This window comes from Roseateles sp. UC29_93 (assembly GCF_042695725.1).
Lineage (GTDB): Bacteria > Pseudomonadota > Gammaproteobacteria > Burkholderiales > Burkholderiaceae_C > Roseateles > Roseateles noduli_A.
Window position 1 is genome coordinate 5454261 of sequence record NZ_CP170545.1, and the last position, 20768, is coordinate 5475028.

Here is a 20768-nt window from a genome sequence, read left to right on the forward strand (position 1 = left end):
TTTAATTCATCGTCTGCCGCTTCGAAGTTCGTTTCGAACGTCGCGCTGTTCAAGCGAGAACGAGAGTATAGATCGAGTTTTAAACGGAACGCAAGCGGTTCAACAAAATTTCTTTGTCGAAAAGTTCCAGCACCGCATCCACCGACGGCGTCTGCGAACGACCGCAGGCCAGCACCCGCACGGGAATCGCCAGTTGCGGCATCTTGATGCCGTGCGCCGTGATCGTTTCCTTGATCGCGGCGCTGATCGACGCCTTGTCCCAATTCGCCAGCGCGTCGAGCTTGTCCGCCAGCGCCAGCACGGCCGGCTTCACGGCATCGGTCAGGTGCTGGGCCCGGTCCGCCTCGCTCGGCGTCACCGGCGACACATACATCGCCAGCCAGTCTGCCAGCGCCACCGTGGTACTGCAGCGATCCTTGAACAGCGCGCACATCGCTTCGAGGCGCTCCGGCGCGGCCAGGCCACGCCTGCCAAGTTGCACCGCCACCAGCGACGCCAGACGCGCGTCATCGGCCAGCTTGATGTAGTGCGAGTTGACCCATTCCAGCTTGGCCGGATCCCATTGCGCGGGGCTCTTCGAGAGATGGCTGCCGTCGAACCACGACACCAGCTGCGCCACGCTGTAGAGCTCGTCGTCGCCGTGGCTCCAGCCCAGGCGCGACAGGTAGTTCAGCATCGCTTCGGGCAGATAGCCGTTCTCCTCATACGCGGTGACGCTGACCGCGCCGCGGCGCTTGGACAGCTTCAGTCCGTCGTCGCCCAGGATCACCGGGATGTGGCCGAACGCCGGCAGCGCCGCGCCCAATGCGTTGAACAGGTTGATCTGCCAGGGCGTGTTGTTGATGTGCTCATCGCCGCGGAAGACATGGGTGATCTTCATGTCCCAGTCGTCGATCACGACCGCGAAGTTGTAGGTCGGGACGCCGTCCGGACGCAGCAGGATGAGGTCGTCGATCTCGCGGTTGTTGATCGTGATCGGTCCCTTGACCAGGTCGTCCCAGGTCACGTCGCCGTCGACCGGATTCTTGAAACGCACCACCGGCTCGATGCCCGCGGGAATCGCGGGCAGCGTCTTGCCCGGCTCCGGACGCCAGGTGCCGTCGTAGCGCCGCTTCTCGCCACGCGCCTCCTGGCCCGCCTTCATCGCGGCGAGCTCCTCGGGCGAGCAGTAGCAACGGTAGGCGGTGCCGGCAGCGATCATCTGTTCGATCACCGCGTGATAGCGCTCCAGGCGCTGCATCTGGTAGACCGGGCCTTCGTCGTACTCGAGACCCAGCCACCGCATCGATGCCAGGATCTGGTCGACCGAATCCTGCGTCGATCGCGCGACGTCGGTGTCCTCGATGCGCAGCACGAATTCGCCGCCATGGTGGCGCGCGTAGGCCCACGAGAACAGCGCCGTGCGCGCCGTGCCCAGGTGCAGGAAGCCCGTCGGCGACGGGGCGATGCGGGTGCGGACCGGGGTGGAAGGAGTCGTCATAGGGAATTCAAACCGCGGGCCAGGTCGGCCTTGATGTCTTCGATGTCTTCCAGGCCGACCGCGACGCGGATCAGACCCTGCGTGATGCCGGCCGCCTGGCGCTGCGGCTCGGTGAGCCGGCCGTGCGAAGTGCTGGCCGGATGCGTGATGGTGGTCTTGGTGTCGCCGAGGTTGGCGGTGATCGAGCAGATGCGCGTCTGGTCGATCACCTGGAACGCCGCGGCGCGGCCGCCGTCCTCGCCACCGCTCTTCACGATGAAGGACACGACCGCCCCGCCCTGCCCGCCTTGCTGGCGCATCGCGAGCTCATGCTGCGGATGCGACTTCAGGCCCGGGTAGTACACGCGCTCGATGCCGGGGTGCGCCTCCAGCCATTCGGCCAACACGGCGGCACTCGCGGTCTGCGCCTTCATGCGCACCGACAGCGTCTCCATGCCCTTGAGCACGACCCAGGCGTTGAACGGCGACAGCGACATGCCCACCGAGCGCATCACGGGGGTGAACACCTCGTCGACGTGCTTCGCGGAGGCGCAGATCGCGCCCGCGATGACGCGGCCCTGCCCGTCGAGGTACTTGGTGCCGGAATGGATGATGAAGTCCGCGCCCATCTTCGCCGGTTGCTGCAGCGCGGGCGAGGCGAAGCAGTTGTCGACGGCCAGCAGCGCGCCGTGCGCGTGCGCGATCTCCGCCAGCGCGGCGACATCGCAGACCTCGGTCAGCGGATTGGTCGGCGTCTCGGCGAACAGCAGCTTCGTGTTGGGTTGCAGGGTCCCCTTCCACTCGGCCAGGTCGGTCTGCGACACGAAGGTCGTCTGGACGCCGAACTTGCCGAACTCGCCCTGCAGCAGCTTGATGGTCGAGCCGAACACCGAGCGCGAGCACACCACGTGGTCGCCGGACTTCAGCAGGCCCATGACCAGCAGCATGATCGCGGACATGCCCGACGAAGTCGCGATGCAGGCCTCGGTGCCTTCGAGCGCGGCGAGCCGGCGCTCCATCATCATGACCGTGGGATTCGAGAAGCGGCTGTAGACGAAGGCCTCTTCCTCGTTGGCGAAACGGCGCGCGGCGGTGGCTGCGTCCGGATGCACGAAGGAACTGGTCAGGTACAGCGCTTCCGAGTTCTCGCCCCACGGCGACGGCGGCAGGCCTTCGCGAACGGCGAGCGTGTCCAGCCGGACGTCGGCGGGCAGGTCCACGCGCGGGATGCCGCCCCTTCTTGTCGTTGCCCATCACTGGTCTCCGCCGCTCTGCAGCGCCAGGCGGCTGCGCGCCGGCATGTCCTCTTCCTCCGGCTGCGACTTGCGCTGCGCCTGCAGCGTGGCGAAGTCCTCGGCCGATACGTCGCCGGTGATGTAGGTGCCGTCGAAGCAGGAGGCCTCGAAACCGTTCAGACCCGGGCGGAGCTGGCCGACCACGCGCTTCATCGCATCGACGTCCTGGTAGATCAGCGCGTCGGCGCCGATGAACTGGCGGATCTCCTCGATCGAGCGGCCGTGGGCGATCAGTTCCTCCTTGGTCGGCATGTCGATGCCGTAGACGTTGGGGAAGCGCACCGGCGGCGCGGCCGAGGCAAGGTAGACCTTGTTCGCGCCGGCCTCGCGGGCCATCTGGACGATTTCCTTGGAGGTCGTGCCGCGCACGATGGAGTCGTCGACCAGCAGCACGTTGCGGCCCTTGAATTCGAGGCCGATCGCGTTGAGCTTCTGGCGCACCGACTTCTTGCGCGTGGACTGGCCCGGCATGATGAAGGTCCGGCCGACGTAGCGGTTCTTCACGAAGCCCTCGCGATACGGCTTGCCGATGCGGTGCGCGAGCTGCATCGCCGACGGGCGGCTGGACTCGGGAATCGGGATGACGACGTCGATCTCGCTCGGCGGGATCGTCGAGATCAGGCGCTGGGCCAGGGTCTCGCCCATGTTCAGCCGGGCCTGGTAGACCGAGATGCCGTCCATCACCGAGTCCGGGCGCGCCAGATAGACGAACTCGAACATGCAGGGGTTCAGCGTCGGGTTCTCGGCGCACTGCTGCGTGTGGACCGTGCCGTGGGTGTCGATGAACAGGGCCTCGCCGGGCGCGAGGTCGCGCGTCAGCGTGTGCGCCGTGCCTTCGAGCGCCACGCTCTCGCTGGCGACCATGACCTCGCCGTCGGCCGCCTGGCCGAAGCACAAGGGGCGGATGCCGTAGGGGTCGCGGAATGCGAGCAGGCCATGCCCGGCGATCAGGGCGATCACGGCGTAGGAGCCCTTGATCCGCTTGTGCACCGTGCCCACGGCCTTGAAGATCTGCGCCGGCGTCAGCGGCAGGTCGCGGCCGGCCCGCTCGAGCTCATGCGCGAGCACGTTGATCAGGACTTCGGTATCGCTCTCGGTGTTGATGTGGCGGCGGTCGACGTCGAACAGCTCGTCCTTCAGCGCATGCGCGTTGGTGAGGTTGCCGTTGTGGACCAGCACGATGCCGTAGGGCGCATTGACGTAGAAGGGCTGCGCCTCCTCTTCCGAATAGGCATTGCCCGCCGTCGGATAGCGCACCTGGCCGAGGCCGACGTTGCCGGGCAGCCCGCGCATGTTGCGGGTGCGGAACACGTCGCGCACCATGCCACGCGCCTTGTGCATGAAGCACTTCTGACCCTGCATCGTGACGATGCCGGCCGCGTCCTGGCCGCGATGCTGCAGCAGCAGCAGCGCGTCATAGATCAGCTGGTTGACCGGCGCCTTGGAAATCACACCGACGATGCCGCACATGGGGAGGTCCTTAATGCTTCTGGAACGGGAGGAAAACGACGGCCGGAGCGCTCGTGACGCTCAGGCCGGAATGTAAGTCTTGCAGGGCCGCGGGCAACAGCGGCTTCACCTGCGTGAGCGTGGCCTGCAGCCAGGGCGCGATCTGCGATTCGGCCCAGGGCTGCGAGCGCACGGCCGGCGTCATGTCGACGATGACGGTCGCCAGCAGCGCCAGCAGCACCGCGCGCAGCACGCCGAAGGCAGCGCCGCCGAGCCGGTCCAGCACACCCAGCGGCGTCGCGTGGATCAAGGCCCGGATCAGCTTCGCACCGAGACCCCAGATCAGCAGCACCAGGATGAAGGCCAGCACCAGCCCGAGGGCGTGGATCAGCGCCGGACCGATCTTCTCCGCCGGCAGGAAGCGCTCGATGAACGGCGCCACGAAGGGCGAGGCCGCGTAGGCCACCAGCCAGCCGGCGATGGTCATCAGCTCGAACACCAGGCCGCGCCAAGCGCCCAGCAGGACCGAGATGACGAGCAGGCTCAGCAGCGCGAGGTCGACCCAGTTCATCGCGGCGATCGGAGGTGCGCTGAGGCGGGTTCATGGTCGTGCATCGTGACAGTCTCCGTGCCGGCCCGTCAGAGCGTCAGCACGGCCGACGACAGGCCGCCGCCGCGGACTTTCGCCGCGACCTTGTCCGCCTCGTCGCGCGAATTGAACGGCCCCACCCGCACGCGGATGCGCTTGCCGTCCGCCGTGTCGACCGCCTGCGTGTACGTCTTCAGGCCCATGCGCTCGACCTTCACGCGCACATCCTGCGCGGCCTTGCCGTCGGCGTAGGCACCGACCTGCACGATGAAACGCGCGGCGGACGCGGCCGCGTCCGGCTTTCTCTCGGAAGAGGGCCGCCCCTCCAGCAGCGCCTGGGCGCGGGCAGCATCCGCGGAGCGGGTGTCGGGTTTCGGGTCAGGCTTGCGTTCGGGCTTGGCGTCGACCTTGGGCTCGGGCTTGCGTTCCGGCTTGGTCTCGGGTCTGACCTCGGGCTTGTGTTCAGGCTTGGGCTCGACGCGCGCCGGGCGGGCGGGCTCGGCGATCGTCGCGCGCTCGTCGGGCTTGGTGTCCATGCGCGTGGGCGGCATGGCCTGGGCCACTTGATCGGCCACCGGGTCGCGAGGCGCTTCCGGCGGCGGAACCGGCCGGTCGGCGGCGGCTTGCTCCGCGGACTCGGTGATGATGCCGCGGCCGGCATCCGCCCCGGCGGTCTGACCGCGCGAGGTCGGAGCAGTCGGCGCGGGAATGGTCAGCGGCGTGGCGCCGTCCTTGCGCGGGATGTCGATCGGCAGGTCGACCGGGATCGGACGCGGCTGGGTCTCGAACAGCAACGGGAACACGATCACCGCGACGCCCACCAGTACCGCGGCGCCGATCAGGCGACGGCGCGCCCGCAGACGCAGTTGCTGGACATCGTCGACCGCCTCGGCGCCGCCGCGGGCGCGCCCTCGCGCACCGTCGCCGGCACGGCCCCGCTCAGCCCGATCACCGCCTCGGTCGCCGGAGTCGTTCGCTTCACCGCGCTTCAGGAAGGACAGAAAACCCATGTACTCGGAGAACCTGGTTGATGCCGCGCCGTCGCCGCGGGAGTGCCTTCGGGACCCTGGGCCCCGGAGCGGAAAGCGGCCCCTCCGTAGGTACGGACAGGGCCGCCGACTTCAACTGCGAGAGATTCGAATGCAGCGTTGCGAAGCGCTCAATGCCGCCCGCTTCAAGACTCGGATTCCGGCTGGACGCCGCCGCCCAGTCTCGGGATGCCGTTCTTGAGCACGCCGCCCACGGTGAAGAACGAACCGAAGACCAAAATTCTATCAGCGGGGTCCGCCTCGGCCGCCGCCGCGGCCAGGGCCGACGCGGGGTCCGGGTGCAGCGATGCGCCGACTTCCTTCGGCGTCTGCAGCGTGCCGGCGGCGCGCGCCTCGTCGAAACGTGTCCGCAGCGCCTGGGCGGTCGCCGCACGCGCGATCGGCAGGTCGCAGAAATGCCAGTGGTCGATCAGCGGCGAGATGCGCGCCAGGATGTTGGCGAGGTCCTTGTCCGCCATCGCGCCGAAGACGGCACGGGTGCGCGGGTAGAAGCCCATCTGGTCGAGGTTCTGTGCCAGCGCCGCCACCGCATGCGGGTTGTGCGCGACGTCCAGCACCAGCATCGGCGAGCCCGGGATCACCTGGAAGCGGCCCGGCAGTTCGACCAGCGCCAGCCCCGCGCGCACCGCCTGCGCGGAGATCGGGAGCCGCTCATACAGCGCTTCAAAGACCGCCAGCACGCCGGAGGCATTCAGCAGCTGGTTGACGCCGCGCAGCGCCGGGTAGGACATGCCGCTATAGCGCCGCGCGCGTCCCGCCCACTGCCATTGCTGGCGATCGCCCGAATAGCTGAAATCGCGTCCGAGCTGGCGCACCTCGGCGCCGATGGACTCGGCATACGCCGCGATCGAGGCCGGCGGCATCGGATCGGACACGATGGCCGGCCTGCCCGGCCGCATGATGTGCGCCTTCTCGCGGCCCACGGACTCGCGATCCGGGCCGAGGTACTCGGTATGGTCCAGGTCGATGCTCGTGATGACGCTGCAATCGGCGTCCATGACGTTCACCGCATCCAGGCGCCCGCCCAGGCCGACTTCCAGGATCACCAGGTCCAGCGGCTCGGATGCCAGCTTGTGCAGGATCGCGAGCGTGGTGAATTCGAAATAGGTCAGCGCGAGATCACCGCGGGCCTGCTCCACCGCCTCGAAGTGTGGCAGCAGCGCCGCGGCGTCGACCGGCCGCCCACCGACGCGGCAGCGCTCCTGGAAATGCACCAGGTGCGGCTTGATGTAGAGGCCGACGCGGTAGCCCGCCTGCAGAGCGACGCTCTCCAGCATCGCGCAGGTCGAGCCCTTGCCGTTCGTGCCGGCGACCATCACGACCGGTGTGTCCGGGACCGAAGTTCAGGTTCAGACGCTGGCGCATCTCGGCGACACGTGCCAGCGTCATGTCGATGTCCTTCGGATGCAGCCGCTCGCAGCGGGCCAGCCAGGCGTCGAGCACCTGCTGCGCGTCGCCGCCGGGGGTCAACACGGGAATGGACAGATCGTTCGAAGTGGTGGACATCAGGAATTCCAAGGCTCAAATGAAGACGGCCAGACCGGGAGTGGTCTGGCCGTGCTGAGTACCGCCACCGCCCCGGGGGCGGTTCGCCGTCGCGACGTCAGGCGACCGCGTCGGAACTCTGCCGCTGCAGGATGGCCAGGTTCCGGGCGATGACCTCGCGCAGCTTGCGGCGGTCGACGATCATGTCGATCGCGCCCTTCTCCATCAGGAACTCGGCGCGCTGGAAGCCCGGGGGCAGTTTCTCGCGCACGGTGTTCTCGATGACGCGCGGGCCGGCGAAGCCGATCAGCGCCTTCGGTTCGGCGATAACGATGTCGCCGACGAACGCGAAGCTCGCCGACACACCACCCATCGTCGGATCGGTCAGCACGCTGACGTAAGGCAGCTTCGCCTTGGCCAGACGCGTGAGCGCGGCGTTGGACTTGGCCATCTGCATCAGCGAGAGCAGGCCTTCCTGCATCCGCGCGCCGCCGGTGGCGGTGAAGCAGATGAACGGCGTCTTCTGTTCCAGCGCGGTCTCGACGCCGCGCGCGAAGCGCTCGCCGACCACGGAGCCCATCGAGCCGCCCATGAAGTCGAACTCGAAGCACGCGGTGACCACGGGGATGCTCATCACCGCGCCGCCCATGACGACCAGCGCGTCGGTCTCGCCGGTCGATTCCAGCGCTTCCTTGAGCCGGTCCGGATACTTCTTGCTGTCCTTGAACTTCAGCGCGTCCACGGGCAGCACTTCCTGGCCGACCTCGTAGCGGCCTTCGCCATCCAGGAACGCATCCAGGCGGGCGCGGGCGCCGATGCGATGGTGGTGACCGCACTTCGGGCAGACGTTGACGTTCTGCTCAAGGTCGGTCTTGTACAGCACCGTTTCGCAGGACGGGCACTTGATCCACAGGCCTTCCGGCACCGTACGGCGCTGGTCGGGGTCGGTCTGCTGGATCTTCGGGGGAAGCAGTTTCTCAAGCCAACTCATGGCGGGCTCCTATGTCTATCGCCAGACGCGCAACAGGGCAGTTTGCCCCGTCAGGCGTCCAGCGCGGCGCGGATGTCTCGGATGAAGGCCGCTGCCTGGATCGCGACATTATCCCTTGTCTGCGACTCGATCAGCTGGACGAGGGCCGAACCGATCACCACCGCGTCCGCATGGCGCGCCACGGCGGCCGCCGTCGCCCCATCGCGGATGCCAAAACCGACTCCCAGCGGGATGGACACGTGCTTGCGCAGACGCGGCATCGCCTCGGCGACAGCGCCGGTGTCCAGGTGCCCGGCGCCGGTCACGCCCTTCAGCGAGACGTAATAGACGTAGCCGCTGGCCAGCCGTCCGAGACGGGCGACGCGTTCGTCCGTCGAGGTGGGCGCCAGCAGGAAGATCGGGTCCAGGCCCTGCGCCTTCAGCGCCGCGGCAAAACGCTCGCATTCCTCGGGCGGATAGTCGACGACCAGCACGCCGTCGACGCCGGCGGCCTTGGCCTCGGTCACGAAGCGCTCCAGACCGAAGCGCTCGACCGGGTTCGCATAGCCCATCAGCACAACCGGCGTCGCGTCATCGTGCTGGCGGAAGTCCCGGACGATCTCCAGCACGTGCGTCAGCGTGATGCCCTTGGCCAGCGCGCGTTCGCTGGCCTTCTGGATCACGGGGCCGTCGGCCATGGGGTCGGAGAACGGCACCCCCAGCTCGATCACGTCGGCGCCGGCCTTGGCCATCGCCAGCATCAGCTCGACGGTCACATCCGCATACGGATCGCCGGCGGTCACGTACGGGATCAAAGCCTTGCGGCCTTCGGCGCCCAGGCGGGCGAAAGTGGCTTGGATACGGCTGATTGCGCACCTCCCTTCACGGCGTGGCCGGCCATCGAGGGCCGGTCGAAGTATTCGGCACCCGACAGGTCGGCGACGGTGCCGATGTCCTTGTCGCCGCGGCCGGAGAGGTTGACCAGCAGATGCTGGTCGGGACGCATCGTCGGCGCCAGCTTGATCGCATGCGCCAGCGCATGGCTCGATTCGAGCGCGGGGATGATGCCCTCGGTGCGGCACAGCCGGTGGAAGGCCGTGAGCGCTTCGGCATCGGTGGCGCCGACGTACTCGGCGCGACCGATGTCCTTCAGGTAGGCGTGCTCGGGGCCGACGCCCGGGTAGTCCAGTCCGGCGGAGATCGAATGCGTCTCGATGATCTGCCCCGCGTCGTCCTGCAGCAGATAGGTGCGATTGCCGTGCAGCACGCCGGGCGAGCCGGCGGTCAGCGTGGCCGCATGCTTGGGCGTGTGGACGCCCTGCCCCGCGGCCTCGACACCGATCAGGCGCACGCCCTCGTGCGGGATGTACGGGTAGAAGATCCCGATCGCATTGCTGCCACCGCCGACGCAGGCGATGACGGCGTCGGGCTGTCTGCCGGTCATCTCGGGCATCTGCACGAGGCACTCGTCGCCGATGACGCGCTGGAAGTCGCGGACCATCATCGGATACGGGTGCGGGCCGGCCACGGTGCCGATGATGTAGAAGGTCGACTCGATGTTGGTGACCCAGTCGCGCATCGCCTCGTTGAGCGCGTCCTTCAGCGTCTTCGAACCCGACTCCACCGGCACGACGCGCGCGCCGAGCAGGTTCATCCGGTAGACGTTCGGCGACTGGCGCTTCACGTCCTCGGAGCCCATGTACACGACGCACTCCATGCCGTAGCGGGCGCAGATCGTCGCGGTGGCGACGCCATGCTGGCCGGCGCCGGTTTCCGCGATGACGCGCTTCTTGCCCATGCGGCGGGCCAGCAGCGCCTGGCCGATGGTGTTGTTGACCTTGTGCGCGCCGGTGTGGTTCAGGTCCTCGCGCTTGAGGAAGATCTGCGCACCGCCAAGCTCGCTGCTCAACCGCTTGGCGTGATAGATCGGGCTCGGCCGGCCGACGAAGTGCGCGAGCTCGTACTGGAACTCGCGGATGAACTCCGGGTCCTGGCTGTAGCGGGCGTAGGCCTCGTTGAGTTCGTCCAGCGCGTGGATCAAGGTCTCGGCGACGAAGCGGCCACCGTAGTAGCCGTGCGAGTTCGCGGTGGACACGGGGCCGAAGCGGCCCTGCGCGTCAGGCTGCGCATAGCCCGCCAACGGGCCGGTCGTGAATGGAATCGATGTCTTGGACATGAGGGGTCCTCGGTGAGGATGCCCGCGCACGAACCTGCAGGGAACGGAAGCAGGGATTCAGGCCGACTTCAGGCGGTCGGCCTCGCGCACGGCATCGCAGAACTGGCGGATCTTGCCGGCGTCCTTGAGGCCCTTCGAGGCCTCCACGCCGGAGCTGACGTCAACGGCCCAGGGCCGCACCTTCAGCACGCCATCGATCACGTTGGCTGCACTCAACCCACCAGACAAAACGACCGGAGAGGGAACGCTTGGAGGCAGCAGTGACCAATCGAAGACCTTTCCGCCGCCACCGTAGCCGTCGACGAAGGCGTCGACCAGCACGGCCTGGGCGTGGGAGAACCGAGTCGCGAAGTCTAGCAAATCGAAACCGGGCGCCATCCGTGCCGCCCGCAGATAGGGGCGCGACCAGCGATCGCAGTCCTCGGGCGTTTCATCGCCGTGGAACTGCAGCGTCAGCGTCGGGATCGCGGCCAGCGCCGCGTGAATCGCCTCGGGCGAGGCATTGACGAACAGTCCCACCGGCGTCACGAACGGCGGCAGGCGCCGCGCCAGCGCGGCGGCGCGTTCGACGCCGACGGCACGCGGGCTCTTCTCGTAGAAGACCAGCCCGATCGCGTCGGCGCCGGCCTCGACGGCGGCGTCGACATCGGCTTCGCGGGTCAGGCCGCAGATCTTGATGCGGGTTCGGCTCATGGGGGTCCGGTGCGGTCGGGTCTCAGGGCAACCAGTCCATCGCCGCCGTATGACGCGGCAGGTTCAGGTGATCGTCGTAGGTCGGGCCGACGAAGTACAGCCCGTCCGGCGGAAAGGTCGGCGCCGCGGCATCACGAGAACGCGCGGCCAGCACCTCGTCCATCCACGAGGGCGGCTTCTGCCCGGCGCCGACGGCGATCAGGCAGCCCATGATGTTGCGGATCATGTGATGCAGGAAGGCGATGCCGTCGAACTCGAAGCGCCAGTACGGACCGCGCTTGTGGATCTCGATGCCGCGCAGGATCTTCACCGGCGACGCCGCCTGGCACTCCGCGGAGCGGAAGGAGCTGAAGTCGTGCTCGCCGACCAGCCGCGAGGCCGCATCCCGCATCGCGTCGCCGTCCAGCGGCCGGAAGGTCCAGCCGACGCCGCCAGCCTGGATGGAGGGGCGCACGTTCGATTCCAGCAGCAGGTACCAGTAGCGGCGACCGCGCGCCAGGTTGCGCGCATGGAAGTCCTCGCCGGGGAAGGCGGCCCACTGGACCGCGATGTCGCGCGGCAGGTAACGGTTGACGCCACGGACCCACGAGAACACCTCGCGCTCCACCGGCGAATCGAAGTGGACGACCTGGTTCAGTCCGTGGACACCGGTGTCGGTGCGGCCGGCGCAGATCGTGCGGATCGGCTGCGCGACGAACTCGGCGAGCGCCGCCTCCAGCGCGTCCTGGACGGTGCCGCCGCCGGGCTGGCTCTGCCAGCCCTTGTAGGCCTCGCCGCGGTAACTCACGCCCAGCGCCACGCGCATGCAGGTCTCCGGATCTCAGGGGAAAGTGAACGCCAAAAAGAAAAGGCGCCCGGCCAGGCCGAGCGCCTTGTCGTGAACCGCTCGCAGTTTAGCGAAGCTGGTCCAGCATCTGCTGGGCGCGGGCACGCATCGGACCGTCGGCCTTGCCGACCAGTTCCTGCAGCACGTCGCGGGCACCTTCGGTGTCGCCGATCTGGCGGAACTCCTCGGCCAGCTCCAGCTGACGCTGCAGGGCTTCGTCGTCGTTCGGGTCGATGCTGTCGAGGTCGACACCCAGGTCGTCCAGGCTCATCGTGTCCCGCGTCGTCGGCTTGGCGTCGGGCAGCGCATCCAGATCCGGCAGATCGATCGACGCGATGTCCTCGATGTCGTTCACCTTGCCGATCGTGCGCTCGTCACGGCTGGCCGGTGCGTCGGTCGGCAGGTCCAGGTCGATGCTCGACAGGTCGAAGTCCAGCGACGACGAATCCTGCGCAGGCGCCGGAGCGGGCGTGCTGCCACCCAGGTCGTCCAGGTCACCGAGATCGAACTCGAGTTCACGGGCGCTGGCAGGGGTCGGCGCGGCCGGCGGCGTGCTCAGGTCCAGGTCCATGTTCATCGGCGCCTGGCTCGATGCCGACGGCAGCGCCTGCGTGGCGGCCATCGCGGGCGCCGGTGCCGGCGGCGAACCCAGATCCAGGTCCAGATCCAGATCCATCAGGCTGGACGGGCCGCTGTCGCGCGGGGCGGCCGCGACACCCGCCGCGGCGGTCGCCGCCGCGCGGGCCAGCGCGCCGCCGCCCGGATGCGCCATGCCGGTCGCGGGCAAGGTGCTCGCGTTCATCGGCTCGGGGCGCTCATCGTCGCTCTCGAACATCGTCGGCGCGCCGCCGGGCTGGTACAGCGGATTCTCAGGATCAGCCTGACGGCCAAGTTCCTGGACCTTCGCCCAATCCTCGCCCTGCCCCTTGGTCTCGGCGTACAGCTGGACGGCCAGTTGCTCGAAGCCCTTGATGTCGCGGCGCTTGCCGTAGACCTCGAGCAGCTTCAGGCGGATGGCCAGGCGCTCCGGGTTGGCGCGCAGCGCCTCCTTCAGGATCTCCTCGGCCTGCAGGTCGCGACCGTAGGCCAGGTAGACGTCGGCTTCGGCGACCGGATCGACGTCACCGATCGCATCGAGCTGGCTCAGCGAATAGCTCATCGACGACTGGCCGGTCGTCGACGCGTCGCGCGTGTCGACGCGCTGGCCGCCGCTATGGCCGAAGAACGAGTCCGGCGCCAGACGGCTTTCCGCGAAGGCCGTCTCGGAACGCGAGGCCGCGTCGCGGCGCGCGCGCCAGCGGTTGTAGCCGATGCCACCGGCGATGACCGCCAGGGCGGCCACGAGCGCGGGCAGGTAGTCGCTCAGCGAGTCGAGGAAGCCGGGCTCCTCCGGCTCGGGCTTGGGCGCCGGCACGGCGCGCGGCGCCGAAGCAGCGACCGGGCGCGAGGCGGCAGCCTCAGCCACGGCGGCCGAGGCAGCCGCGGAAGCGGCCGGCGCTTCCGACGCGGCGGCGGGGACGTTCGCGGCGACCGTCACCGGCGGCACGACCGCCGGAGCGGGTGCGGGTGCGGGAGCCGGCGCAGGCGTCGGGGCCGGCGTCGGTGCGGGAGCCGGGGCTGCGGCGGTCGTCGGCGCAGCCGGCTTCGAGGCCGCGCTCGACAGCTTCTTCAACTCTTCGACGTTGCGCGTCAGCTCGGCCACTCTGGCAGCCGAATCCTTCTTCTCGGTGTCCTTGGACACCTTGGACTCGGCGCTGGGAAGGCCGCTGGGCTTGCTCAGCGTCAGCTTGTCCGGCGCGGTCGAGGTCGCGGGCTTGCGGTCCTCGACGGCGGCCTGCACGGAGCCCTTGGCCTGGCGGCTGTTCTCGTCAGCCTTCAGGGCCGGGGCCCCTTCCGCCAGACGCTGGCGGTAGCCGCCGAAATCGCTGCTCTGCGCCTGGATGACGCGGCGCGCTTCCTGCGGCGTGATCGACTGGACCGACTCGCTGCCCGGCACCGACAGCACGGCGCCCGACTTCAGCCGGTTCATGTTCTGGTTGATGAACGCGTCCGGGTTGCTGCGGTACAGGCCGACCAGCATCTGGTCCAGCGAGACGCCGGACGGCTGGGTGCGATTCGCGATGCGCGACAGCGTGTCGCCGGGCTGGACCGTGTATTCGGAGCCGGGCGTGGCCGGTGCCGGCGCGGCGGGCGACGGGGCCGGACGCGGCGCACGGGCCGTGGCGGGCGCGGGCGGCTGGCTCACCGGCGTGGCGGGCGCCGACGACACCGGCGCCTGCGTGCGGGCCACCGGCGGCGGCGCGACGACGGCCGGCGTCGAAGCCGGCGCGGAGATCACCGGGGATGTGGTCGGCTCGTTCGAACGCGCGACGTTGGTGTTGCTCGGCGGATCGAACAGCAGCGTGAACTCGCGGGTCAGGCGGCCACTCGACCAGTTGACCTCGAGAATGACGTCGACAAACGGTTCCTGGACCGCGCGGTCGCTGCTCAGGCGCAGGTAGGGTCGGCCGTCGGCGCGACGGGCCAGTTGCACCTGCGTGCTGGCCAGCACCGCGTTGTAGTCAAGACCTGACGCCCGATAGGACTCGGGCGGCGCCACGCGCAGTTTGAGCGAACTGGCCTCCTCCGGGCTGAGGCTGCTGACGTCGATCTCCGCGCGCAGCGTTTCGCCGAGCGCCGACTGCACCGTCAGTTTTCCAAGCCCCAGGCCGTAGGCGGAACCCGCCGCGAGTCCCAACACGGTGACCGCGGCCACCTGGCTCAGCGCAAATCGCGCATATGCGCTCGCATGTTTTTTCAAGGCGTCCCCCAAAGCAACAAGGCGGACCATCCAAAGGACCGCCTGTCTGACGTATTGTTGTTGTGCGACTGATGCGCCCGGGCAGGCTCCCAGCCATTCCCGCGGTAGAAAATCACAACGGTGGCAAGCATATACGCATCGTTGCTGAGGTAGCTCATGAATAACAACGATGAGCTAGCGCAGATACACAGGTGGTTACCGCCTTGTCGCTAGAAGGCAACGGGCCCCTCCCCTGGCAATCCCTAATCGGCATGAAAAAAAGCGATGGCAGAGCCACCGCTTTCAGCACACCGCGCGCCAGCCGGCGTCTCGCCGACGACGGCCGGCGAGGCACGGATCAACGATCCAGCAGGATGCGCAGCATCCGACGCAGCGGTTCCGCCGCGCCCCACAGCAACTGGTCACCGACGGTGAACGCGCCGACGTATTCAGGCCCCATGGCCAGCTTGCGGATGCGGCCGACCGGGATCGTCATCGTGCCGGTGACGGCGACGGGGGTCAGGTCCTTGATCGTGGCCTCGCGCGTGTTGGGCACAACCTTCACCCACTCGTTGTCGGCGGCGATCATGGCTTCGATCTCGTCCAGCGGCACGTCCTTGCGCAGCTTCAGGGTCAGCGCCTGCGAGTGGCAGCGCATCGCGCCCACGCGCACGCAGAAGCCGTCGACCGGGATGGCGGCGGTACCGAAGCCCTCGCCCTGGCCGAGGATCTTGTTGGTCTCGGCCATGCCCTTCCACTCTTCCTTGGACATGCCGTTGCCCAGGTCCTTGTCGATCCAGGGGATCAGCGATCCGCCCAGCGGCACGCCGAAGTTGGCGATCTCGTCGCCGGACAGCGCGCGCTGCTTCGCGATGACCTTGCGATCGATCTCGAGGATGGCGCTCTTGGGATCGTCGAGCAGCGCCTTCACTTCCGCGTTCAGCGTGCCGTACTGGGTCAGCAGCTCGCGCATGTGCTGCGCGCCGCCGCCGGACGCGGCCTGGTAGGTCTGCGTGGACATCCACTCGACCAGGCCGGCCTTGTACAGCGCGCCCACGCCCATCAGCATGCAGCTGACGGTGCAGTTGCCGCCGATCCAGTCGCGACCACCCTTGGACAGCGCGTTCTTGATGACCGGCATGTTGACCGGGTCCAGCACGATCACGGCGTTGTCGGCCATGCGCAGCGAGGACGCGGCGTCGATCCAGTGGCCGTTCCAGCCCGCGGCGCGGAGCTTGGGATAGACCTCGTTGGTGTAGTCGCCGCCCTGGCAGGTGATGACGATCTCGCAGCGCTTGAGCTGCTCGATGTCGAAGGCGTTCTGCAGCGCCGTCTCGTTCTTGGCGAACGCCGGAGCGGTGCCGCCCGCGTTCGAGGTGCTGAAGAACAGCGGCTCGATCAGATCGAAATCGCGCTCCTGCGCCATGCGGTCCATCAGCACCGAGCCGACCATGCCGCGCCACCCCACCAAACCAACCAATGTCGTCATTTGCGTACCTTCGTTCATTGAAAGGCCCGGCATTGCTGGCCGGGCATCGCCCAAACACCGTCACACACCCTGGGAGCCTGCCCGGCTCGCTTCGCCGGGTGTGTGAGGTGGGGCGAGACGAACCGGAGCGGACTAGCTCTTGATGGTTTTGGTCGTCGTGGCAATGGTCGTGACCGAGCCCTTGCTGGACGCAATGGCGGCAACGACGGCATCACCCATCTCGCGGGTGCTCACCTTCTGGGTGCCCTCGCTCCAGATGTCCGCGGTACGCAGACCCTGGGCCACCACGGACTGAACCGCCGACTCGATGCGAGCGGCGGCTTCGGGCTGGTTGAGGGAGAACTTGAGCATCATGGCAGCGGAAAGGATTGTAGCCAGCGGATTGGCGATTCCCTTGCCGGCGATGTCCGGCGCGCTGCCGTGACTCGGTTCGTAGAGGCCTTTGTTGTTCTTGTCCAACGAGGCACTGGGCAGCATGCCGATGGAGCCGGTCAGCATCGCCGCCTCGTCCGACAGGATGTCGCCGAACATGTTGCCGGTGACGACGACGTCGAACTTCTTGGGCGCCTTGACCAGCTGCATCGCGGCGTTGTCGACGTACATGTGGTCGAGCTCGACGTCCGGATACGCCTTGTGGACGTCGGTGACGACGTCCTTCCAGAACTGGAAGGTCTCCAGCACGTTGGCCTTGTCGACGCTGGTCACCTTCTTGTTGCGCTTGCGCGCGGCCTGGAAGGCGACGTGGGCGATGCGTTCGATCTCGGGGCGCGAGTAGCGCATCGTGTCGAAGGCCTCCTCGCTGCCGGGGAAGTGGCCGTCGACGGCCGTGCGGCGCCCGCGCGGCTGGCCGAAGTAGATGTCGCCGGTGAGCTCGCGGATGATCAGGATGTCCAGGCCGGCGACCAGCTCGGGCTTGAGGCTGGACGCGTGCGTCAGCTGCTCGTAGCAGATCGCCGGACGGAAGTTGGCGAACAGGCCGAGCGCCTTGCGCAGTCCGAGGATGGCCTGCTCGGGGCGCAGCGCGCGCTCCAGCTTGTCGTACTTCCAGTCGCCGACGGCACCGAACAGCACGGCGTCCGCGTCCTGCGCAAGCTTGAGCGTCGCTTCGGGCAGCGGGTGACCGGACGCCTCGTAGGCGGCGCCGCCGACGGGCGCGGTCTCGAGCTCGAACGGGAGTTCGAGCACGTCCAGGACCTTGACGGCCTCCGCGACGATTTCGGTGCCGATGCCGTCACCAGGCAGGACTGCGATCTTCATAGGGTCCTCAGCGAGTAATTCGATTGTTCAGCCACGGCTTGGTGGCGATGCGTTCGGCTTCGAAGGCCTTGATCTTGTCGGCGTGGCGCAGCGTCAGCGCGATGTCGTCGAAGCCGTTGAGCAGGCAGTACTTGCGGAACGGTTGGACATCGAAAGGCAGCTCTTCACCATCGGGCTTGACGACGACCTGGCGGTCCAGGTCCACGGTCAGCTGATAACCGGGGAAGGCGAACACCTCGTCGAACAGGCGCGCGACCTGGCGCTCCGGCAACACGATCGGCAGCACGCCGTTCTTGAAGGTGTTGTTGAAGAAGATGTCGGCGAAGCTCGGCGCGATCAGCGCGCGGAAGCCGTACTGCTGCAGCGCCCACGGCGCGTGCTCGCGGCTGGAGCCGCAACCGAAGTTGCTGCGCGCGATCAGCACCGACGCGCCTTGATAGCGCGGCTGGTTCAGCACGAAGTCCGGATTGGGCTTGCGGCTGGCCGGATCCTGGCCCGGCTCGCCGTGATCGAGGTAGCGCCACTCGTCGAAGAGATTCGGGCCGAAGCCGCTGCGCTTGATCGACTTCAGGAACTGCTTGGGGATGATCGCGTCGGTGTCGACGTTCTCGCGATCCATCGGGGCCACGAGGCCCTTGTGCACGGTGAACTTGTCCATGTCTTGATCCTCGATCCTCAGGCGATGCGGCGCACGTCGACGAAGTGGCCTTCCATCGCGGCGGCGGCGGCCATCGCGGGGCTCACCAGGTGGGTGCGGCCGCCGGCGCCCTGCCGGCCTTCGAAGTTGCGGTTGCTGGTGGAGGCGCAGCGCTCGCCCGGCTCCAGCCGGTCGGCGTTCATCGCCAGGCACATCGAGCAGCCCGGCTCGCGCCATTCGAAGCCGGCGGCCTTGAAGATCTGGTCCAGCCCTTCGGCCTCGGCCTGCGCCTTCACGAGGCCGGAGCCCGGCACCACCATGGCCAGCTTGACGTTGCCGGCGACGCGCCCGCCCAGACGCTTCACGACCGCCGCGGCCTCGCGCATGTCCTCGATGCGGCTGTTGGTGCAGCTGCCGATGAAGACCTTGTCGATGCGGATGTCGTTGATCGCCTTGTTGGGCTCCAGCGCCATGTACTGCAGCGCGCGCTCGATGGCGCCGCGCTTGACGGCGTCCTTCTCCTTGTCGGGATCGGGCACGCGGTCGTCGATGGACAGGACCATCTCGGGCGAGGTGCCCCAGGTGACCTGCGGACGGATCTGGGCCGCGTCGAGCTCGACGACGGCATCGAACTTCGCCCCCGTGTCCGAGTGCAGCGTGCGCCAGTACTGGACGGCCTGGTCCCATTCGACGCCGGCGGGCGTGAACGGGCGGCCCTTGACGTACTGGATCGTCGTGTCGTCGACAGCGATCAGCCCGGCGCGCGCGCCCGCCTCGATCGCCATGTTGCAGACGGTCATGCGGCCCTCCATCGACAGCGCGCGGATGGCGCTGCCGGCGAACTCAATCGTGTAGCCGGTGCCGCCGGCGGTGCCGATGCGACCGATGATCGCCAGCACGATGTCCTTGGCGCCGACGCCGGGCATGACCTGACCCTCGACCTTGATCAGCAGGTTCTTCGCCTTCTTGGCCAGCAGCGTCTGCGTGGCCAGCACGTGCTCGACCTCGGAGGTGCCGATGCCGTGCGCCAGCGCGCCGAAGGCGCCATGCGTAGAGGTGTGGCTGTCGCCGCAGACGACCGTCATGCCGGGCAGCGTGGCGCCCTGCTCCGGACCGATCACGTGGACGATGCCCTGGCGCTTGTCGTTCATCTTGAACTGCGTGATGCCGAAGCGGTCGCAATTCTTGTCCAGCGTGTCGACCTGCAGGCGCGACACCGGATCGGCGATGCCCTGGCTGCGGTCGGTCGTGGGCACGTTGTGGTCGCTGACGGCCAGGTTGGCCGACAGGCGCCAGACCTTGCGGCCGGCCAGGTCCAGGCCTTCGAAGGCCTGCGGGCTGGTGACCTCGTGGACCAGGTGGCGGTCGATGTAGAGGACGGACGTGCCGTCCTCCTCGGTATGCACCACGTGCTCGTCCCAGAGCTTGTCGTAGAGGGTACGCGGCGAACCGGCGTGGGCGGCGTTGGAGATGTTGGCGGTCATGGGATGGCTCTCCATCACTTCAGGGAAAGATGGCTGTCTTTGCGGCTCATTTCGAGCCGGCCTTGGAAACTTGATTCGCGGGCATCGCGGGCGTGGCGGAAGCCCCCGCGGCGGCGGCCTCCTTGGCGGCAGGGCACAGCGCGTCGACGAAGCGCTGCACGACGGTCGGCAGGCGCTCCTGGCGGGCCACACCCAGAACATAGTCGCGCTGGGCCCAGGCTTCATCCAGCGTCAGGCGCTTCACGTCGAAGACCTGCGCGAAACGGCGCGACGGTGCGTCGGGCAGCACCGCGACGCCCAGGCCGGCCTCGACCAGTTGCGCGATCGCGTCGAAGCCGCGCACCTGCAGCCGTGCCTTGAGCGTGCGGCCGCGGGCCATGGCTTCCTGCATCATCAGTTCCTGTGCCGCGGCGCCGCCGTGCAGGCCGACGAGGTCGTGGTCCAGCAGGTCGTCGAAGCTGACCGACTCGCGCCCGGCGAGTTCGTGGCCGGCCGGCACCAGCACGGCCAGACGGCCGGTGCGGTAGGACCAGGTCTGCAGCCGGTTGTCCAGCAGCGGCGTCGTGAACACGCCGACATCGGCGCGGCCTTCGGCGACGGCCGCCTGCACCTCGGCGCTGGTCTGGTCCTCAAGGCTGATGCGGATCTGCGGATGGGCCTGCGAGAACGCGGCCAGATCCGGCGGCAACGCTTCCGCGATCGCACCGGCGTTGGCGGCGATGCGCAGATGGCCCTTGATGCCGCGGGCGAATTCGACGACTTCGCTCTCCAGCGCATGCAGCGAGGCATGCAACGAGCGGATGTGGCGCACCAGCGCGCGGCAGGCCTCGGTGGGCTCGACGCCGCGGGCGCGACGCTCGAACAACTGCACCCCGAGTCGCGTCTCCAGGTCCGAGATCCGTTTGCTGGCCGCCGCCAGCGCCAGATGCTCGCGCTCGGCCCCGCGGGTGATGGATCGAGTCTGTTCGATCGCCAGCACGAGATTCAAGGTGGTGAGGTCGAGGCGCATGGTATGGCGGCGGCTGGGTTGAACTGTAGCCTTCGCTCAGAGAGCAAGACTGCGGTCGTTCATGATAATCCCTTCGCCTTAAACGAAAGCTGGAAAATCTTCAGCGACCGTCGTTACTGTTG

16 protein-coding genes and 1 pseudogene are annotated in these 20768 nt (G+C 68.1%); all 17 read right to left on the minus strand.

What is annotated here, in order from left to right; translation table 11 throughout:
• Positions 1-79: 79 nt before the first annotated feature.
• The gene (gene gltX / locus ACFJIX_RS25315) at positions 80-1480 is read right to left on the minus strand and encodes a glutamate--tRNA ligase (protein ID WP_377155385.1); all 1401 of its coding nucleotides are present in this window, start codon (positions 1478-1480) and stop codon (positions 80-82) included.
• On the minus strand, positions 1477-2688 hold the full coding sequence (locus ACFJIX_RS25320) for an O-succinylhomoserine sulfhydrylase (RefSeq protein ID WP_377161964.1): 1212 nt from the start codon (positions 2686-2688) through the stop codon (positions 1477-1479). Before ACFJIX_RS25320 ends, gltX begins: the two co-directional genes overlap by 4 nt.
• A gap of 24 nt (positions 2689-2712) precedes the next feature.
• Entirely contained in the window at positions 2713-4224 is a 1512-nt protein-coding gene (gene purF / locus ACFJIX_RS25325; protein ID WP_377155386.1) for an amidophosphoribosyltransferase, read from the minus strand.
• A gap of 10 nt (positions 4225-4234) precedes the next feature.
• Positions 4235-4774, minus strand: a complete 540-nt coding sequence (locus ACFJIX_RS25330) for a CvpA family protein (protein WP_377155387.1) — start codon at positions 4772-4774, stop codon at positions 4235-4237.
• A 68-nt stretch (positions 4775-4842) separates the two neighbouring features.
• A complete protein-coding gene (locus ACFJIX_RS25335; RefSeq protein WP_377155388.1) occupies positions 4843-5802 on the minus strand; it encodes an SPOR domain-containing protein in 960 nt (319 codons plus the stop codon).
• A 164-nt stretch (positions 5803-5966) separates the two neighbouring features.
• Positions 5967-7230: pseudogene (gene folC, locus ACFJIX_RS25340) on the minus strand (bifunctional tetrahydrofolate synthase/dihydrofolate synthase).
• Positions 7231-7444: 214 nt separating this feature from the next.
• Complete coding sequence (gene accD / locus ACFJIX_RS25345; protein WP_067270997.1) at positions 7445-8317, minus strand: acetyl-CoA carboxylase, carboxyltransferase subunit beta; 873 nt, start codon at positions 8315-8317, stop codon at positions 7445-7447.
• 50 nt (positions 8318-8367) lie between these two features.
• The gene (gene trpA / locus ACFJIX_RS25350; RefSeq protein ID WP_377161966.1) at positions 8368-9165 is read right to left on the minus strand and encodes a tryptophan synthase subunit alpha; all 798 of its coding nucleotides are present in this window, start codon (positions 9163-9165) and stop codon (positions 8368-8370) included.
• Positions 9108-10436 carry a tryptophan synthase subunit beta gene (trpB, locus tag ACFJIX_RS25355; RefSeq protein WP_377161968.1) on the minus strand — a complete coding sequence of 443 codons (1329 nt, stop codon included), beginning with the start codon at positions 10434-10436 and terminating at the stop codon, positions 9108-9110. Before trpB ends, trpA begins: the two co-directional genes overlap by 58 nt.
• A 93-nt stretch (positions 10437-10529) precedes the next feature.
• Positions 10530-11216: a phosphoribosylanthranilate isomerase gene (locus ACFJIX_RS25360; RefSeq protein WP_377161970.1), complete on the minus strand. Its 687-nt coding sequence runs from the start codon at positions 11214-11216 to the stop codon at positions 10530-10532.
• Positions 11188-11970 carry a tRNA pseudouridine(38-40) synthase TruA gene (truA, locus tag ACFJIX_RS25365; protein WP_377155389.1) on the minus strand — a complete coding sequence of 261 codons (783 nt, stop codon included), beginning with the start codon at positions 11968-11970 and terminating at the stop codon, positions 11188-11190. Before truA ends, ACFJIX_RS25360 begins: the two co-directional genes overlap by 29 nt.
• Before the next feature lie 88 nt (positions 11971-12058).
• Positions 12059-14746: a FimV/HubP family polar landmark protein gene (locus ACFJIX_RS25370; RefSeq protein ID WP_377155390.1), complete on the minus strand. Its 2688-nt coding sequence runs from the start codon at positions 14744-14746 to the stop codon at positions 12059-12061.
• Positions 14747-15128: 382 nt separating this feature from the next.
• Positions 15129-16259 carry an aspartate-semialdehyde dehydrogenase gene (gene asd, locus ACFJIX_RS25375; RefSeq protein ID WP_377155391.1) on the minus strand — a complete coding sequence of 377 codons (1131 nt, stop codon included), beginning with the start codon at positions 16257-16259 and terminating at the stop codon, positions 15129-15131.
• A gap of 132 nt (positions 16260-16391) precedes the next feature.
• Positions 16392-17516, minus strand: a complete 1125-nt coding sequence (gene leuB / locus ACFJIX_RS25380) for a 3-isopropylmalate dehydrogenase (RefSeq protein WP_377155392.1) — start codon at positions 17514-17516, stop codon at positions 16392-16394.
• Between the two features lie 7 nt (positions 17517-17523).
• Positions 17524-18174, minus strand: a complete 651-nt coding sequence (leuD, locus tag ACFJIX_RS25385; RefSeq protein WP_377155393.1) for a 3-isopropylmalate dehydratase small subunit — start codon at positions 18172-18174, stop codon at positions 17524-17526.
• 17 nt (positions 18175-18191) lie between these two features.
• Positions 18192-19637 (minus strand): 3-isopropylmalate dehydratase large subunit, encoded by a 1446-nt coding sequence (gene leuC / locus ACFJIX_RS25390; protein ID WP_377155394.1) that lies wholly within the window; start codon positions 19635-19637, stop codon positions 18192-18194.
• Positions 19638-19683: 46 nt separating this feature from the next.
• On the minus strand, positions 19684-20646 hold the full coding sequence (locus ACFJIX_RS25395) for a LysR family transcriptional regulator (RefSeq protein WP_377155395.1): 963 nt from the start codon (positions 20644-20646) through the stop codon (positions 19684-19686).
• Positions 20647-20768 lie beyond the last annotated feature (122 nt).

Bases quoted from the DNA above. Each gene is read 5' to 3' on its own strand.
- gltX (WP_377155385.1), bottom strand. From the start codon at position 1,480: ATGACGACTCCTTCCACCCCGGTCCGCACCCGCATCGCCCCGTCGCCG.
- purF (WP_377155386.1), bottom strand. From the start codon at position 4,224: ATGTGCGGCATCGTCGGTGTGATTTCCAAGGCGCCGGTCAACCAGCTG.
- ACFJIX_RS25330 (WP_377155387.1), bottom strand. From the start codon at position 4,774: ATGAACTGGGTCGACCTCGCGCTGCTGAGCCTGCTCGTCATCTCGGTC.
- ACFJIX_RS25335 (WP_377155388.1), bottom strand. From the start codon at position 5,802: ATGGGTTTTCTGTCCTTCCTGAAGCGCGGTGAAGCGAACGACTCCGGC.
- accD (WP_067270997.1), bottom strand. From the start codon at position 8,317: ATGAGTTGGCTTGAGAAACTGCTTCCCCCGAAGATCCAGCAGACCGAC.
- truA (WP_377155389.1), bottom strand. From the start codon at position 11,970: ATGCGCGTGGCGCTGGGCGTGAGTTACCGCGGCGAGGCCTACAAGGGC.
- asd (WP_377155391.1), bottom strand. From the start codon at position 16,259: ATGACGACATTGGTTGGTTTGGTGGGGTGGCGCGGCATGGTCGGCTCG.
- leuB (WP_377155392.1), bottom strand. From the start codon at position 17,516: ATGAAGATCGCAGTCCTGCCTGGTGACGGCATCGGCACCGAAATCGTC.
- leuD (WP_377155393.1), bottom strand. From the start codon at position 18,174: ATGGACAAGTTCACCGTGCACAAGGGCCTCGTGGCCCCGATGGATCGC.
- leuC (WP_377155394.1), bottom strand. From the start codon at position 19,637: ATGACCGCCAACATCTCCAACGCCGCCCACGCCGGTTCGCCGCGTACC.
- ACFJIX_RS25395 (WP_377155395.1), bottom strand. From the start codon at position 20,646: ATGCGCCTCGACCTCACCACCTTGAATCTCGTGCTGGCGATCGAACAG.